General features: G+C 61.8%; 16 protein-coding genes. 6 read left to right on the top strand and 10 right to left on the bottom strand.

The features are described 5' to 3' along the window. Positions 1-121: 121 nt before the first annotated feature. On the bottom strand, positions 122-967 hold the full coding sequence (locus tag AC1DX4_RS01860; RefSeq protein ID WP_477219101.1) for a MurR/RpiR family transcriptional regulator: 846 nt from the start codon (positions 965-967) through the stop codon (positions 122-124). A 157-nt stretch (positions 968-1,124) separates the two neighbouring features. Here AC1DX4_RS01860 and AC1DX4_RS01855 point away from each other — a divergent pair, with 157 nt between their 5' ends. Continuing rightward, positions 1,125-2,234, top strand: coding sequence for a Gfo/Idh/MocA family protein (locus AC1DX4_RS01855; RefSeq protein WP_477218690.1), 1,110 nt, complete (start codon positions 1,125-1,127; stop codon positions 2,232-2,234). A 221-nt stretch (positions 2,235-2,455) separates the two neighbouring features. Further along, complete coding sequence (locus AC1DX4_RS01850; protein WP_477218689.1) at positions 2,456-3,925, top strand: KAP family P-loop NTPase fold protein; 1,470 nt, start codon at positions 2,456-2,458, stop codon at positions 3,923-3,925. Here AC1DX4_RS01850 and AC1DX4_RS01845 read toward each other — a convergent pair. Continuing rightward, complete coding sequence (locus AC1DX4_RS01845) at positions 3,922-4,641, bottom strand: helix-turn-helix transcriptional regulator (protein WP_477218688.1); 720 nt, start codon at positions 4,639-4,641, stop codon at positions 3,922-3,924. The genes AC1DX4_RS01850 and AC1DX4_RS01845 overlap by 4 nt on opposite strands. Positions 4,642-4,770: 129 nt before the next feature. On the opposite strand from AC1DX4_RS01845, the gene AC1DX4_RS01840 reads away from it, so the two are divergent. Further along, a complete protein-coding gene (locus AC1DX4_RS01840; RefSeq protein WP_477218687.1) occupies positions 4,771-5,406 on the top strand; it encodes a LysE family translocator in 636 nt (211 codons plus the stop codon). A gap of 45 nt (positions 5,407-5,451) precedes the next feature. Here AC1DX4_RS01840 and AC1DX4_RS01835 read toward each other — a convergent pair whose 3' ends face one another. The 8 genes from AC1DX4_RS01835 to AC1DX4_RS01800 all read right to left on the bottom strand — a co-directional run bounded on the left by AC1DX4_RS01835 (position 5,452) and on the right by AC1DX4_RS01800 (position 13,818). Continuing rightward, a complete protein-coding gene (locus tag AC1DX4_RS01835) occupies positions 5,452-6,543 on the bottom strand; it encodes a 3-deoxy-7-phosphoheptulonate synthase (protein ID WP_477218686.1) in 1,092 nt (363 codons plus the stop codon). A 200-nt stretch (positions 6,544-6,743) separates the two neighbouring features. Beyond that, positions 6,744-7,538 carry an SDR family oxidoreductase gene (locus tag AC1DX4_RS01830; RefSeq protein ID WP_477218685.1) on the bottom strand — a complete coding sequence of 265 codons (795 nt, stop codon included), beginning with the start codon at positions 7,536-7,538 and terminating at the stop codon, positions 6,744-6,746. 32 nt (positions 7,539-7,570) lie between these two features. Further along, positions 7,571-8,566: an inositol 2-dehydrogenase gene (gene iolG / locus AC1DX4_RS01825; protein ID WP_477218684.1), complete on the bottom strand. Its 996-nt coding sequence runs from the start codon at positions 8,564-8,566 to the stop codon at positions 7,571-7,573. A 113-nt stretch (positions 8,567-8,679) separates the two neighbouring features. Further along, positions 8,680-9,447, bottom strand: coding sequence for an ATP-binding cassette domain-containing protein (locus tag AC1DX4_RS01820; RefSeq protein ID WP_477218683.1), 768 nt, complete (start codon positions 9,445-9,447; stop codon positions 8,680-8,682). Between the two features lie 2 nt (positions 9,448-9,449). After that, on the bottom strand, positions 9,450-10,526 hold the full coding sequence (locus AC1DX4_RS01815) for an ABC transporter permease (protein WP_477218682.1): 1,077 nt from the start codon (positions 10,524-10,526) through the stop codon (positions 9,450-9,452). 106 nt (positions 10,527-10,632) lie between these two features. After that, the gene (locus AC1DX4_RS01810) at positions 10,633-11,574 is read right to left on the bottom strand and encodes a sugar ABC transporter substrate-binding protein (RefSeq protein WP_027032509.1); all 942 of its coding nucleotides are present in this window, start codon (positions 11,572-11,574) and stop codon (positions 10,633-10,635) included. A 349-nt stretch (positions 11,575-11,923) separates the two neighbouring features. Further along, the gene (locus tag AC1DX4_RS01805; RefSeq protein ID WP_477218681.1) at positions 11,924-12,715 is read right to left on the bottom strand and encodes a hypothetical protein; all 792 of its coding nucleotides are present in this window, start codon (positions 12,713-12,715) and stop codon (positions 11,924-11,926) included. Between the two features lie 71 nt (positions 12,716-12,786). Further along, on the bottom strand, positions 12,787-13,818 hold the full coding sequence (locus AC1DX4_RS01800; RefSeq protein ID WP_477218680.1) for a LacI family DNA-binding transcriptional regulator: 1,032 nt from the start codon (positions 13,816-13,818) through the stop codon (positions 12,787-12,789). 168 nt (positions 13,819-13,986) lie between these two features. Between AC1DX4_RS01800 and AC1DX4_RS01795 the strand changes: the two genes are divergently transcribed. The 3 genes from AC1DX4_RS01795 to AC1DX4_RS01785 all read left to right on the top strand — a co-directional run bounded on the left by AC1DX4_RS01795 (position 13,987) and on the right by AC1DX4_RS01785 (position 16,720). After that, positions 13,987-15,078 (top strand): fatty acid desaturase family protein, encoded by a 1,092-nt coding sequence (locus AC1DX4_RS01795; protein WP_477218679.1) that lies wholly within the window; start codon positions 13,987-13,989, stop codon positions 15,076-15,078. A 92-nt stretch (positions 15,079-15,170) separates the two neighbouring features. Beyond that, positions 15,171-15,485, top strand: a complete 315-nt coding sequence (locus tag AC1DX4_RS01790; protein WP_477218678.1) for a Rieske (2Fe-2S) protein — start codon at positions 15,171-15,173, stop codon at positions 15,483-15,485. A gap of 5 nt (positions 15,486-15,490) precedes the next feature. Further along, complete coding sequence (locus AC1DX4_RS01785; protein WP_477218677.1) at positions 15,491-16,720, top strand: NAD(P)/FAD-dependent oxidoreductase; 1,230 nt, start codon at positions 15,491-15,493, stop codon at positions 16,718-16,720. Positions 16,721-16,722: the final 2 nt, after the last annotated feature.

Below are 16,722 nucleotides of genomic sequence, written 5' to 3'. Positions count from 1 at the left end.
CATTGTTTGGGTAACACGCGCGAGCGGCAGCGTGGTGCCGAGAATATGAAATAATAATTCCAATCCATAGTCAATATGGAATGAGCATTCCCGGATGGAAAAGTGCCTTTGGGGCGCCCGATCAGGCTTTGCGCTTGCGGGTGGCGTCGCGCCGTTTCTCGCCGACGCCGACGGTCAGCGCCATGGCCAGAGCCATCGTCGCCGACAGCGAACGGAAGCCGGCGAAGTCCGCTTCGGCAACCTCGAACCAGACTTTGGCGAACTGGGCAAGCGGCGAAAACGAGCTGTCGGTGATGGCAACGATCGGTACGCCCTGTTCCGAAATGGTGCGCGCTTCCTCGATGGTGGCCGGCGCATAGGGCGAGAAGGAGATGGCGATGACGGCATCCGCCGGTGTGGCGAAGCCGATCATTTCGGCATTCAGCCCGGCGGCCGATTCGATCAGCTGGTTGCGGATCTTCAGCTTGCCCAGCGCATAGGCGATGTAGGACGCCACCGGATAGGAGCGCCGCTTGGCCAAGACATAGATGGTCTGCGCCTTTGCCAGCAGCGAAATCGCATCTTCCAGATGCGCGTCGTCCAGCGTGCGGGAGATGTCGTTGAGCGAGGTGCTGGCAGCGGCGACGAAGCCGTCGAAGATGGCACGATGACCAGCGCCGCCTTCGGCCTTGGCGCGCAGCGCTTGCAGCCTTTCGTCATAGGACGAATTGCGCTCGCGCAGCCGCTCGCGAAACACCTGCTGCAGGCTGGTGAAGCCATCGAAGCCAAGCTGCTGGGCAAAGCGGATCAGGGTCGACGGCTGCACGCCGGCCGAGGCGGCGATGCTGGCGGCGGTGCCGAAGGCGATGTCGTCGGGATTGTCGAGCGCGTAGGCGGCGATCTGGGCGATACGCTTGGGCAGGCTTTCGCGCCGATCGAGGATGGTGGCGCGCAGCGTCTCGAAGTCGCGAGGTACCCGTTCGTCCATCGTCGGCCCGTCCAAGCTCATCGGTGAAAGCGTCCTCTCTGCCCCATCATAGCGAGCCTGCGCAAGAACGCCATTAAAAATGAGGCAGACATTCCATTCCCAGAGAAAATGGATTAATTCATCCACGCAGCACTTCAGGCGATGGAGAAAAGGCAAGATGGTCGGCGTAGGTCTTATCGGCACGGGTTTCATGGGCAAATGCCACGCTATCGCGTGGAGCGCCGTCGGCGCCGTCTTTCCCGATGTCGCCAAGCCCAGGCTCGTCCATCTCGGCGAGGTCAACGAGGAGTTGGCCCAGCGCAAAGCGGGTGAGTTCGGTTTCGCCAAGGCCTCCGGCGACTGGCGCGCCGTCGTCAACGACCCGGAGGTCGATATCGTCTCGCTGACCACGCCAAACCAGTTCCATCCGGAAATGGCCATCGCCATTCTCGAGGCCGGCAAGCATCTGTGGTGCGAAAAGCCGATGGCGCCAAGCTTTGCCGAAGCCGAGGCGATGGCGGCGGCGGCGAAAAAATCCGGCAAGATCGCGGCGCTCGGCTACAACTACATCCAGAGCCCGGCCATCCGTCACATCGGCGCGCTGCTCGACGAGAAGATCATCGGTGAGGTCAACCATCTGCGCATCGAGATGGACGAGGACTTCATGGCCGATCCCGAAGCACTGTTCTTCTGGAAGCACGAGGCGGCTTCCGGCTACGGCGCGCTCGACGATTTCGCCGTCCATCCGCTGTCGCTGGTCTCGGCGCTGTTCGGCCGTGTCGCCAGCGTCATCTGCGACATGGCCAAACCCTATGCCGACCGCAAGGTGGCTGGCGGCGGCCGTCACGCGGTCGAGACCTACGACATCGCCAGCGTCTTGATGCATCTGGAAAACGGCATTGCCGGCACGCTGCTGGTCAACCGCTCGGCCTGGGGTCGCAAGGGCCGTATCGCCATCCAGATCTTCGGCTCCAAAGGGTCGATCCTGTTCGACCAGGAGCGGATGAACGAAATCCAGCTCTATGTCACATCGGATCGCCCGACCGAACAGGGCTACCGCACCATCCTGATGGCGCCGCATCACAAACCCTACGACGCCTTCCTGCCGGCACCCGGGCACGGCCTCGGTTTCAACGACCTCAAGATCATCGAGTGTCACGAATTGCTGACGCGGCTCGCCGGCAGACCGGCGCGGCTCATCGAGTTCGCCGAAGGCCTGGAAATCGAGCGCACCGTGCACGCAATGGCAAGGTCGTTTGATGAAAAGCGCTGGGTGGACGTGCGGTAGATACGCCTCTCATAACAGAGATGCCGGGCCGAGCTTTGCCGAGCGGAAAATGCATTCCTGCTCCGCCACGACGAGCGAGATATTCTTCCCCGTCCTAGCCATCTCCGCGCCTTCGCGTTTGCGGCGGCTAACGCCTTCAGTCATGCAAATCTTGATGCATATGAGGGGCTGACGAGGCTGTTGACTCTGCCTATGCTTCCGGATCGACACGGGGGATAGTTATGAGCGCAATAAAGAAAGAAATTGATGAGGTCTGGAAAGACGACAAGATCGGTAGAAAAAATGATGCGCGCTTCATCATCGATTTCTTGGTCCAGAGTGTTGATTTGCGGAAGAGGCTTGGCAAAACCGCCTCTTACGTTTTGAACATTGATAGTGAGTGGGGAAGCGGAAAGAGTTTCTTCGTTTCAAGATTTGCTCGTCAGCTGCGGGTAGAGGGCTATCTGGTTGCTGAAGTGAACGCTTGGCGGGACGACCATTCAGACGATCCCTTGGTTGCCATCATGGCCGAGATCGACAAGGTCTTGAAGCCCCACGCAGGCAAGAAGGCCATCGTCAAGAAGGTCTGGAGCGCTGTAAAATCCAACGGGGCACAGATAGCTGGCCGTACGTTGATCGCGTTGGGCAAATCTGCAATCCGCCGCTACACAAATTCGACGATTGACGACCTTTTGCATGGCGAGGATGCGCGCAACGCGTCACCTGTCGAAAAATCACAGCCGGACGTTGGAGTTCTTGATGATGCAATAGCTGCCACCGGCAAGGAGATTGAAGCTCTTACTGACAAAACTGCTGACACATTGATCGCCGAATTTGTAAAAGCTAGCCAGTCGATTCAGTCATTCCGCTCGAATATGGGGGAGCTAACCTCAAAATTACCCGAGGTCGGGATAAAATCTCCACTTTTCGTCGTGATTGATGAGCTAGATAGGTGTCGACCATCTTACGCCGTCGCCGTGCTTGAGCGCGTGAAACATCTATTTGAAGCAAATGGGGTCGTCTTCGTTTTCTCGACTGACACGAGCCAGCTACAGCACACAATCAGGGGCGCTTACGGCGGTGATTTTGATGGGCGCGGCTACCTAAGCCGGTTCTTCGATCGCCGCTATAGCTTCGCTGAACCGCGGCTGGGAGAATTTGTTGCAAGCAAGCTGGACCTAATCGACCTTACAAAGCTTTCCAGCCCAGCGCAAAGCGATCTTCTTGAGCCAAATGACGTATTAAAAACCGTCATCACGACTGGCTTTGCTGCCCAAAAGCCAATCCCCCTTCGGGCAATTGAGCAGATCATGGATATAATGGGGTCTACGACGGCTGCATGGAGGTATCCAGAAAAAATAGACCTTCCATCCCTGCTGATCCTGGCATCCTGCTATCATCGAAGACAGAATTTCGACTACGCTTCCTTCGTAGCCACAATGTCATCGTGGAATGCCGATGCGTTATGGGCTCAAGCCAGGGAGTCAATGAACGTCACACAGATAGCCCTTAACGTTATGAACCGGGCACAAAATATCCGGACAGCGCTGATGGATTCGCCTCGATCTGCCGCAGATTCGTACGTGGAGTCAGTTTTTGCAGAGGAGTACCACAGACGTCGCGAGGCCGGCGGGTCCGCTCCAGCGAGCGTGCAGGCGGAACTTCAGGGACTGATCAGAAACGCTGGTCGAATTACTAGGGGCAGTGCCTAGCTATTTGAGAGAGTAAGGGGGCCACCAGCAGCGGTGTTCGCCTCCCAGCCGTTCACCCAGACCTGCCGCAAACGATCGCCTTCGCCCTTGAAGCGTAGGCCGGTCGGCTGGCAATCTTCAATGCGGTCGCTGCGGAAATTGCGGATCGCCTGGCGCAACTCGCACCAGGCGACGATGTTGGCAGCCTCGGCATAGTAGATCAGCGCGATCGGCCGGATGAGGCGCTCGGAGGCACGGCCCATCTCGTCGCGATAGGAGAGGTCGAGCTTCTCTTCGTCGCGGATGGCGCGGCGCACCAGCGCCAGGTCGATCGTGCCGGCCGACGGCGCGGCGAAGCCCCAGGCATGCAGCGCATTGGCCTCGAACGTCTGGCGCAAAGGCTGCGGCACGGCGCCGGCGATCTTGGCGCTGACACGCTTGGCCGCTTGCTTGAGTTCATCGTCTCCCGTGCGCTCCAGCAGCGCCAGCGACAGCACGATCGCCTCCATCTCCTCGATCGAAAACATCAGCGGCGGCAGGTCGAAGCCGGGGCGCAATATATAGCCGATCCCGCGCCCGCCTTCGATCGGCACGCGCATCGCCTGCAGGGCTGCGATGTCGCGATAGATCGAACGCATCGTCACTTCCAGCCGCTCGGCAATCATGGCCGCCGTCACCGGCTGCCGCGCCAGCCGCAGGATCTGGATGATCTCGAACAGGCGTGACGCCTTGCGCATTTTTCTCACCCGCTGCCGATCGCAACTGACACTACACTGTCAGTTGGACCGGCCTATAGGACTGCCTATCGAATTGAAAATCAACAGGTTCCGCTGCGGCTTGGCGGAATGAGGCGGCAGGCAACTGACATGGGTTACGCGGAAAATCTCTGGCTTTTCTTTATCCTGCTGTTCGGCATCATTGTCGTTCCAGGCATGGACATGCTGTTCGTGCTGGCCAACGCGCTGACCGGCGGGCGCGACAGGGGCTTGGCTGCCACCGGCGGCATCATGGTCGGCGGCATGGTGCACACGCTGAACGGCGCCATCGGCGTCGGCCTGCTCATGCATTTCGTGCCGATCCTGTTCACCCCGCTGCTGCTTGCCGGCGCCGCCTATATGGCCTTCATCGGCATCACGCTGATGCGCAGCTCCATCACTGTCGGCCAGGACGGGCCTGTCGGCAGCCGCTCGGCATGGAAGGCGTTTCGCCAGGGGCTGGTGACCTGCCTGATCAACCCGAAGGCCTATCTGTTCGTGCTTGCCGTCTATCCGCAGTTCCTGAGGCCGGACTACGGCCCGATCTGGGCGCAGGCGACAATCATGGGCCTGATGACGGTCATCACGCAGGCCGCGATCTATGGTGGGCTCGCGATCACTGCCGGCCGCAGCCGCAACCTTCTGATCGCCAACCCGCGGGCGACCATTCTTGCCGGCCGGGCGGCCGGGCTGCTGCTCTTCGCGGTCTCGGTGTTCACCGCTTGGGAAGGACTGAGGGCGGGGTAATCCTGGCTAAACCGGACCCGCCGCCCTGCCTTATATCCGACCAGATCAGGCGGCGCCCTGCCGGCTTTCCATCATGGCGCGGCGCGCTGAGCGGCGCCACTCGACGGCGCCGGCAAGACCGTGCAGCACGGTCTCGGTGGTCGCCCAGTCGATGCAGCCATCGGTGATGCTCTGGCCGTAGACGAGCGGCTTGCCGGGCACCACATCCTGTCGGCCGGCAACGAGATTGCTCTCGATCATGAGGCCGATGATGCGCTCGTCGCCCGCCGCCACCTGGCCCGCCACGTCGGCCGCGACCTTGGGCTGGTTCTCCGGCTTCTTGGCCGAGTTGGCGTGGCTGACATCGATCATCAGCCGAGGCGCGACACCGATACGGGCGAGTTCGACGCTAGCCGCCTCGACGCTCGCCGCGTCGTAGTTGGGCTGAACACCGCCACGCAGGATGACATGGCAGTCCTCATTGCCGGTCGTGGTCGCAATGCCGCTGCGTCCGCCCTTGGTCACCGCCATGAAATGGTGCGGCTGGGCGGCGGATTTCACCGCCTCGGCGGCGATGCGCAAATTGCCGTCGGTACCGTTCTTGAAGCCGACCGGGCAGGACAGGCCCGAGGCCAGCTCGCGGTGAATCTGGCTCTCGGTGGTGCGCGCGCCAATGGCGCCCCAGGCGACAAGGTCGGCAATATATTGCGGCGTCGTCATGTCGAGGAATTCGGTCGCCGCCGGCAGGCCGAGATTGTTGACGGCCGACAGCACGTTGCGCGCCATCCGCAGCCCCTTGTCGATGTTGAAGCTGCCGTCGAGGTCGGGATCGTTGATCAGGCCCTTCCAGCCGACCGTCGTACGGGGCTTTTCAAAATACACCCGCATCACGATCTCGAGCCGGTCGGACAGGGTCTCGCGCAGCGCCGCCAGACGGCTGGCATAGTCAACGGCCGCGACCGGATCGTGGATCGAACAGGGGCCAACGATGACGAGCAGTCTATCGTCGGTCCCATTCAAAATGGCGTGGATGGCGTTGCGTGACGCGCTGACGGTGCGCGTCGCCGTCAGCGTGCGCGGAATCTCCCGCATCACCTGGTCCGGTGTACTCAGTTCTCGGATTTCCTTGACCCGAAGGTCGTCTGTGGTGGTCAACACGGCTTTCTGCTCCTGGTTTAGGAGACCTGCCGGCTGAAACAAAAAAGCCGCCAGGTCTGGCGGCTGTTCGGATCTTGTTGCTGCAATCTTCAGATCGAGCGCAATCCTCCCGCCGCCAGCGAGCTCCTAAAGTACCAATACGTGGCGGACAGGTTGATCATGAGGCTCATATAGTCGAAGCGGAGGCGTTTGTCACGCCCCTACTCGCCGACCACCCCGGCAATGTTCTGATCGTAGTCGACCAGCGACCCGGTCATGACGCCGGCCTGCGGGCTGATCATGTAGCTGATCAGCCGGGCGAGCTGTGCCGGTTTCACCAGCTGGCCCATCGGTTGCGCGGCTTCGGCCTTTTCCAGCCAGTCATCGGGCGCGTCATGCCAGTTCTTCTGCACGATCGCCTCGCCCTCGGTGTCCATCCAGCCGGGCAGCACGGCGTTGCAGCGGATGCGGTTTTTCCGGTACGAGCTCGCGACGTTCTTGGTCAGCGTCATCAGCGCGCCCTTGCTGGTCGAATAGGGCGTCAGGAAGGACTGGCCGGCATGCGCCGACATCGACAGCACGTTGACGATCGAGCCCGGCGCCTTGCGCTCCAGGAGATGGGCGACCAGCCCCTGCATGAGGAAGAAGGGTCCGCGCACATTGGTGTCGAAGATCTGGTCGAAAAGCTCTTCCGAGGTTTCGACCAGCGAGCCGCGCGCCGACGTGGCGGCGGCATTGACGAGAGCGTTCAGCGTGCCGAAATGCGAGAGTGCTGTCGCCACCGCGCGCTTGCAGTCGGCCACCTTTGAGACGTCGGCGCTGATGAAGATGGCGTCGACGTCGGCTTTCTTGAAGTGAGCGACAGCCTTGTCGCCCTTCTCCTGCGAGCGGCCGATGAGCGCCAGCGCCCGGCAACCCTCGTCGGCCAGTGCCTCGGCGACGGCAAAGCCGATGCCTTGCGCACCGCCGGTGACGATGGCGCGTGTCTGTGAATTGCGATCGGCTGATGCGCTCATCGCTCTGCTCCTGTGGTTCTTTCCAAGTGCTCTTACTTGTCGAGACGGACGGTCTTGCCCGTCGTCGCCGACTTCAGCGCCGCATCGGCCAGCTTCAGCGCCACGAGGCCATCGGCGCCGCTCGGTGCCGCCTTCTTGCCCGAGGTTGCCGCCGTGATGAAGGCAGCGATTTCAAGGGCGTAGGCGTCGAGGTAGCGGGTCATGAAGAAGTCGTGCAGCGGCGGGCGGGTGTAGCCTTTGTCATTCGCCACTTCGATGGACACCGGCCGCTGGTTCTCGGCCGCGACCATGCCCTTCGAGCCATGCACCTCGATGCGCTGGTCATAACCATAGGTGGCGCGGCGCGAGTTGGAGATGACGGCCTGCTTGCCGGAAGCGGTTTCGAGGATGACGCTGACGCTATCGAAATCGCCGGCAGCACCGATCTTTTTGTCGACCAGCACCGAGGCGTGCGCGCTGACCGCCACCGGCTCCTCGCCGAGCAGGAAGCGCGCCATGTCGAAATCGTGGATGGTCATGTCGCGAAAAATGCCGCCCGAGCGGGCGATGTAGTCCAGCGGCGGCGGGCCGGGATCGCGCGAAGTGATGGTGACCATCTCGACGGTGCCGATGGCGCCGTCGTCGATCGCCTTGCGCACGGCGGCGAAATGCGGATCGAAACGCCTGTTGAAGCCGACCATCAGCGTTGCCTTGGCCTTCTCGACCACGGCCAGGCATTTTTCCACCCGCTTCACGCTGAGGTCGATCGGCTTCTCGCAGAAGATCGCCTTGCCGGCCTTGGCGAAACGCTCGATCAGATCGGCATGGGTGTCGGTCGGCGTGCAGATGACCACGGCGTCGATATCCGCGGATTTTTCGATGGCGTCGATCGTACGCACCTCGGCGCCATAGGCCGATGCCAGTTCCTTTGCCGCCTTCTCGAAAGCATCGGCGACGGCAACCAGTTTGGCCTGCGGGTTGGAGCCGACGGCGCGGGCATGGACCTTGCCGATGCGGCCGGCACCGAGGAGGGCGAAGCGGAGAGTCATGGAATGTCCTTTGAGGGTGGTTCGAAACTATCGGCGCCGGCTATCGGCGCGGGTGATTTTCCGGTCAAGACGAGATCGACAGGGAGGCGATGACCATCGCCTCCGCGCCCGGCCTAGGCCGCGAGTTCCGCCTCTCCGGTCTTGGCGCCGGTGATGTAGGAGACGATGTCCTGGCCGTCGGTGTTCTCCTTGCGCAGGTTGGCGACAATGCGGCCGCGCCTGAACACGACAATGCGGTCACAGAGGTCGAACACCTGGCGCATATTGTGGCTGATCAGAATCAGCGGCTCGCCATTGTCCTTCAGCGTGCGGATGATGTTCTCGACCTGCGCCGTCTCCTGCACGCCGAGCGCTGCCGTCGGCTCGTCCATGATGATCAGCTTGGAGGCGAAGGTTGCCGTCCTTGCGATCGCTACGCACTGCCGCTGGCCGCCCGACATGTGGCGGATGGTGTTGGACAGATTGGGGATCTTCACCGCCGTGCGGATCAGCGCCGCTTCGGTCGCCTTGCGCATGTATTTGCGGTCGAGGATCGAGAACGGTCCCAGATTGAACAGCACCTTTTCGCGGCCGAGGAACAGGTTCGACGGCACGTCGAGGTCGTCGGCCAGCGCCAGGTTCTGGAACACGGTCTCGATGCCCGCCGTGCGGGCCTCGATCGGTCCGTTAAAGTTCACTTCCTTGCCGTCGAACCAGATCTGGCCGCTGGTGCGCTGCTCGACAGCGGTGATCTGGCGCACGAAGGTCGACTTGCCGGCACCGTTGTCGCCCATGATGGCGACATGCTCGCCCTTGCGCAGCTCGAAATTCGCGCCTTCCAGCGCATGCACGCCGCCATAGCGCTTGGTCAGGTTTTCGGTCTTCAGGACGATGTCTGACATGATCAAGCCCTCATTGCCCGCAGGCGTTGACGCCACTGGTCGAGAACGACTGCGCCGACGATGATCACACCCTTCACCATCTCCTGGTAGTAGGCGTCGAGGCGCAGGAAGGTGAAGCCGGAGATGATGACGCCGAAGATCAATGAGCCGATCACCGTGCCGACGATCGAACCACGACCGCCCGACAGCGAAACGCCGCCGATGACCGCCATTGCGATGGCGTCGAGTTCGTACATCACGCCCATGCCGGACTGCGCAGTGAGGTTCTTGGAGGAGAGCACCACGGCGGCGAGCGCGGCAAGCACGCCGGCGATGACGTAGACGAGGATCTTGTGGTTGGCGATCTTGATGCCGGACATGCGCGCGGCATCTTCATTGGAGCCGATCGCGTAACAATGCTTGCCATACCTGGTGTAGGTCATGATGAGCTGGAACAGGATGGCCAGCGACAGGAAGATGATGACGGGCATTAGGCCCTTGCCGATTGCCGCGAAACTGTCGGTGGGAAACGAGATTGGCTGGCCCTTGGACCACCATTTGGCAATGCCGCGTGCGGTCACCATCATGCCGAGCGTGGCGATGAACGGTGGAATGCGCGTGTAGGCGATCAATGAGCCGTTTACCAGGCCGGCGAACAGGCCGCAGCCGATCGCCACCAGCACAGGCACGAGAACCGGCAGGTCGGTCCAGCCTTGCGCCAGGAACATCGCCTTGGGGTTGGGATTGCCGTTGACGGTCGCCACCTGGGCGAAACTCATGGCGATCATCGCGGTCGCGCCGACGATCGAACCGGAAGACAGGTCGATACCGCCGCAAATGATCACTTGCGTCACGCCGATGGCGATGATGCCGACGATCGACACCTGCAGGATGATGATCTGCAGGCGTGCCTCATTGAAGATTCCTGAGACGTCGCTGCGGGTGTTGAACAGGAAACTGTCGCCGAGAAAGAGGCGGCCGATCACTTCAAAGATGACGACGAGGATGACGAGCGCCAGGAAGACGTTGAACTCGGCCGGCCATGTCCGCTTCTTAGCGTCATAGCTGACCCCGCCGACGCCATGAGATGTCTGTGTCAATCTTCTATCCTCCGTCAGCCGCGGTCATCCTCGCGCCTTGCGAGCGCCCGAGGGAAAGAGGAGCGGCGCTGTCTTGCGCGAGAGCGCCGCTCCGTATGTCCGCTGCTCAGTTCTTTTTCAGGAACTTGTCGATATTTGCCGGCGTCACCAGTTGGAAGGGGATGTAGACCTTGTGGTCGACCTTCTCGCCCTTGGCCAGTTTCAGCGCCGCATCCAGCGCGCCTGCGCCCTGGCCGGCCGCGTCCTGGAACACGGTCGCGTCGAGGTCGCCCGCTTGCATCGCCACCAGCGCGTCCTGCGTGGCGTCGACACCACCGACGACAACAGTCTTCATGTCGATGTTGGCGGCCTTCATCGCCTGGATGGCGCCGATGGCGCTTTCGTCATTGTTGGCGATGACGCCATCGAACTTCTTGCCGGTCGACAGCCAGTTGGTCATCAGGTTCTGCGCTTCATCGCGGTTCCAGTTCGACGTCTGCTTGTCGATGATCTTGATGAAGCTGCAATCCGGCGTCGCGATGACATCGTCGATGTCTTTGGTGCGCTGCACGGCGGCCTGGTTGGAAAGCTCGCCCATGATCACGTAGACATTGGCTTCCTTCTTGCCGGCTTCCTTGAACAGGCGGCAGACTTCCTTGGTCTCGAGCGTGCCGGAATCGGCCTCGTTCGAGGCAACGAAGGCTTGGTTGTCCGGCAGCGTGTCGACATTGACCGGCTGGCGATTGACGTAGACCAGCGGAATCTTGGCGGCGGCAGCGGCGTCGGACATCGCCTGCGTGGCTGAGGTGTCGACCGGGTTGACGATGATGGCGTCGACGCCCGAAGCGGCGAAGTTCTTGATCTGGTCGAGTTGCTTGGCGACGTCGTTCTGCGCGTCCTCGACCTGCAGCTCGACGCCGCTTATGCCTTTGGCCTGCGCGATCATGCCGTTGCGCAGAACGGTCAGGAAGTTGTCGTCGAACTTGGCCATCGATACGCCGATCTTGGCGGCCATGGCCGATGAACTCATCAGCGCCGCGAAGGCGACGCCCAAAAGCAGTTTCTTCATTGTATCTCTCCTCCACTTTTGGTGTCCGGTTGCACCGATCTATCCGGAATCCCCGATCTCCCCGGGGAATCTCTCCCTGATGTCGTTTCGTTCCGCATTCCTTGGCTTCGGCTGGAACGCAAACCCGCTGTTTGAAACAGACGTTACGGAACGAAAGAACCAAAATGTACAGTTGGTGAAATATTTATTCCATTTCGCCACGAGGCGTCAAGGGCGATTCCAAAACCGGATGCGCGATTTTGGCCGATGCGGGGGAAGCGGCGTCGAAGCGGGCGAGCGAATGTGCGCTGTGGCAGGGCCGGCCCAGGCCGAGGCAAGTCTGGGAATGGCGACGGGACAGTGCGCGTGCCTAGAAGTGCCAGATGTCCCGCTGCGTCAACAGGTCCAGTGGAGCCCGCCACACCCGGTACTTCGCCGCAGACTCTATCTGCTGGCTTGCAGGTAGATGGTTGACGCGCTCGAAGAAGGCCGCAAGACGCTGCCTGGCGAAGAGCTTTCGGCCCCTTGTGGTGTAATTTCGAAGCGGCAGCCGATGGCGCCGGATCGTCCGGCCATCTTGTGAAAGCGCAACGCTAGCGCAGAATTGTTCTGGAGTGTGCGCCCTGACAACGCCAATCACGCGCTCGATCGCCACATAGGCGCGCTCTAAAGCAGGTATGTTGTCGTGGTGAACGCCAAGAACGCCACTGGCCCACATCGTTTCGTCGCCTGTCAGAACGCGATCCCCCAGGGTGATGCCCTTGCCTTGAAGTGATCGGTATTCGGGTTTTGGCCGCCCCTCACGTCGGTACATGATGGAATGCGAAGATGAGATGCGGTCGAAGCATCGTGAGATGTCTCCGACAGGATAGATGTCCGTGTCCATGACAAAGAGCCGCTCGCAACGCTGCAGCAGCTCGATAATGCCGGCAGCCTTGATGCCAAACTTGTACCGATCGCCAAAAGACATCTCGGTCATTTGTTTGGCGGTAAGCTCGATCGCTTCAATTGGATAGCCGTTGAAAACGCTTGGCCGGTCCGTCAGGACCGAAATTCCGGCTCCGGGCGCGTAGTGCAGCAGTCGAAGCGCGCTGAACAGCGCCCCGCGAGCATAAAGCTCATCCTTGCCGAACGCGATGTACCCAAACCTGTCCTCACCCATAAGCGGTCTATATTGGCGGCCGGATTCTGCGTCAACTCAACTGGGCAATGCCTGACGGCGCAAAAGCATCGCTAGATATTCTCGGGCAGATAGACGTCGAACGGCAGGAAGGTCTGTCCCGGCGCATTCGCGGCGCCCGTCTCGATCGCATGGGCCATCAGGTCGACCAGTTCGCGGCAAAGGGCCGCCAGCGGCGTCGAGATCACCATCGTCAGGATGCCGTCGGCCAGGGCCGAACGCGAGACCGCGTTGATCTCGTTGCAGATCACGGCCGGCATCTCGGCCGGCTTGGCTTGCCGCAGCGCCGCGACCGCGCCTTCCATGCCGCCGCCGGCGACATAGCAGCCGACCAGATCCGGATGGCGGCCGAGAAGATCGAGCAGCGTGTCTTGCGTGATCTGGTTGGCCTCGAGATTGACCAGCGTCTCAAGCAAGGTGAAGTCCGGCGCCTGCTCGCGAAAGAAAGAGCGGAAGCCGATCTCGCGCAGCTCATGCCCATGGAAGCGGTGGCTGCCGACGAACAGGGCAACCTTGCCCGGCCGCTTTGCCGCCTTCGAGATCATCCAGGCCGCGGTGCGGCCGACCTTGCGGTTGTCGAGGCCGACATAGCCCTCGCGAATGCCGGCGGCGAAATCGGACAGCAGGGAAAACACCGGCAATCCCTTTGCCTTCATCTCTTCGACAGCGACAGTCAGTGTCGGGTGATCCGGCCCGACCAGGGCCACGGCCCGGCACTTGGCCGCCAGTTTGCGCGCGCGCTCGACGATCTCGTCGGGCGCCAGCGAGTCGGCAAAGTCGATGATGGCGACGCCGCGAAAACGCGGTGATCGCGACATGGCCAGTTCAAGCTCGCGGGCGAACTCGCTGTAGAAGACATAATTGCCCCTCAGCAGCAGGAAGCCGAGCCGATATTCCGGCAATTCATGGCGCATCCGCTGCTTGATCAGACCGGCGGCGTGGTAGCCGATCTCGGTCGCTGCCTCGTAGACGCGGCGCGCCGTATCCTCGCGCACCGGCAGGCGGCTGTTGAGCACGCGGTCCACCGTGGCAACACTGACGCCGGAGATGCGCGCCAAATCGGTAATCGTCGGCCGTTTCGCCATGCTCGCCTCAATACGGTGTTCGAGCCTTCCTACATCATTCTGATAGGAAATGATAGAAACTATCTTTGTGATGTTGAGTCTATCATTCGCTCGCGCTATTTCTGAGCCTCAAGGTGAAGGGCTAGCGGGCATTTGCTCTGGCTGATGCTCTTGCCGAGGGAGGCAATCATGTCCACAACGCCGTCCCGGCGTGACTACAGCCTGATCGGTCGCGACGCCAAGCTCGCCGTGGAAAACGGCCTGTCGGCCGCCGAGTGGTATCACACCGACATTCCCCGCAAGCAGATGAAGGAGCTGATGCAGCGCTCCGACGGGCCGGCGATGCGCGACACGGCGACCTGGATTGCCGCGCTGGTCGTCAGCGGCGCCGGTGGCGCCTTGTTGTGGGGCAGCTGGTGGTGCGTGCCGTTCTTCTTCGTCTATGGCGTCCTCTATGGTTCATCCACGGATTCGCGCTGGCATGAATGCGGCCACGGCACGGCGTTCCGGACGCAGTGGATGAATGATGCGGTCTATCAGATCGCCTGCTTCATGATCATGCGCAATCCGGTGACTTGGCGCTGGAGCCACACGCGCCATCACACCGACACCATCATCGTCGGCCGCGACCCGGAAATCTCGGTTATGCGGCCACCGGACCTGGTTCGCGCCGCACTCGGCTTTGTCGGCGTGCTCGATGCCTGGCATGCGATGTCGGACATGCTGCGCAACGCCGCCGGCAACATCAGCGCGGCCGAACAGACCTTTATTCCCGAGCAGGAACAGAAGAAGGCGATCCGCATTGCCCGCATCTGGACCGCGATCTATGCCGCAACCATCGCGCTGGCGCTGTACTTCGGCTCGTTCCTGCCCTTGATGCTGGTCGGCCTGCCCAGGCTCTACGGCGCCTGGCATCACGTCATGGTCGGCCTGCTGCAGCATGGCGGCCTCGCCGACAACGTCACCGATCATCGGCTGAACAGCCGCACCGTCTACATGAACCCGATCAGCCGCTTCATCTACTGGAACATGAACTATCATGTGGAGCATCACATGTTCCCGATGGTGCCGTATCATGCGCTGCCGAAGCTGCACGCGCTGATCAAGCATGATTTGCCGGCGCCGACGCCGTCGATCCTGGCCGGTTACCGCGAGATGATCCCGGCCTTCCTGCGCCAGCTGCGCAACGAGGATTATTTCCTCAAGCGCGAACTGCCGCCGACCGCCAGGCCGTACCGCGAGGAATTCCACAACGACGCCGTCGCCGCCGCGGCCGAATGATCGTGCCATCCGATCTAGACTCTTTGTTTCAACGAAATTTCCTAGGGAAAGCACTACGCACTTTTCCTGGAATCGCTTTTGGGGAGGACTGAATGAGCGACTGGGTCGAGGCCTGTGCCACCGGTGACATCGACGAAGAGGATGTGATGCGCTTCGATCATGGGGGGCGCACCTTCGCCATCTATCGCAGCCCGGACGACGAATTTTTCGCCACGGACGGGCTCTGCACGCATGAAAAGGTGCATCTTGCCGACGGCCTGGTGATGGACGACATCATCGAATGCCCCAAGCACAATGGCCGCTTCAACTACAAGACGGGTGACGCCCGCGGCGCGCCGGTCTGCGTCAACCTGAAAACCTATCCGGTCAAGGTCGACGCCGGCAAAGTCCTCGTTCAGATCGGGTGATGGATATGGCGCGGGGCGTGGTCATCATCGGTGCCGGCGAGTGCGGCGGGCGGGCAGCACTCGCGTTGCGCGATCTCGGTTATGACGGGCCGGTTACACTGGTCGGCGACGAGCCGCATCTGCCCTACGAACGGCCGCCACTGTCCAAGGACGCAATGATCAGCGATACGCCTGAAATCAAGGCGATCGCCAGCGACGAGATGCTGGCCGAAAAATCGATCCGGCATATCCATTCCGTCCAGGCCGTGGCGATCGATCGCGCGGCGCATACAGTGCGCCTTTCGGACGGTTCGATGCTGCCATACGACAAGCTCCTGCTGGCCACCGGCTCGACGCCGCGCAAACTGCCGATGCCCGGCCTCGGCGCGCGTTGCGTCTATCTCAGGACCTTCGCCGATGCGCTCGCCATTCGCGCCCATCTCAGCGCCGGCAACCGCATTGCCGTCATCGGTGGCGGCTTCATCGGTCTCGAACTTGCCGCCGCGGCCCGCAAGCTCGGCGCCGCCGTCACCGTCATCGAGGCACAGCCGCGCATCCTGATGCGCGGCGTTCCGGCCGAGATCGCCGAAATCATCCATGAGGCGCATGTCGCCGAAGGTGTAGATATCCTGTGCGGCGACGGCATCGCGTCCATCGCCGACGATGGCAGGCAAGTGCGCGTGGCCCTTGCCGACGGACGCGAAATATCAGCCGATCTCGCCATTATCGGCATCGGCGCCGTGCCGGTGACCGGGCTCGCGGCCGAAGCCGGCCTGACCATCGAAAATGGCATATCAGTCGATGCCGAACTGCGCAGCAGCGATCCCGACATCTTTGCCGCCGGCGACTGCTGCTCGTTCCCGCTCGCCGTCTATGGCGGCCGCCGCGTGCGACTGGAGGCCTGGCGCAATGCGCAGGAACAGGGTGCGCTGGCGGCAAAAAACATGCTCGGCGCCGGCGAGGCGCATGCAGCGGTGCCGTGGTTCTGGTCGGATCAGTATGGGTTGAGCCTGCAGATCGCCGGACTTTCCGACGAAGGCCGCAGCACGGTTCGCCGCGATCTCGGCGACGGCGCCTTCATCCTTTTCCATCTGGCTGAGGACGGCAGGCTGGTGGCGGCCAGCGGCATCGGCCCGGGCAATGCGGTCGCCCGCGACATCAGGCTGGCCGAAATGCTGATCGGCAAGCAGGCGAAGCCGGCGCCGGAAGCGTTGGGATCGCAGGCCGTGAAGCTGAAGTCGTTGCTGGCGGCCTGAGA

This window comes from Mesorhizobium sp. P3_A8 (assembly GCF_056402995.1).
Note: the sequence above shows the minus strand (reverse complement) of the source record. Positions and strands in the feature narration are given on the sequence as shown.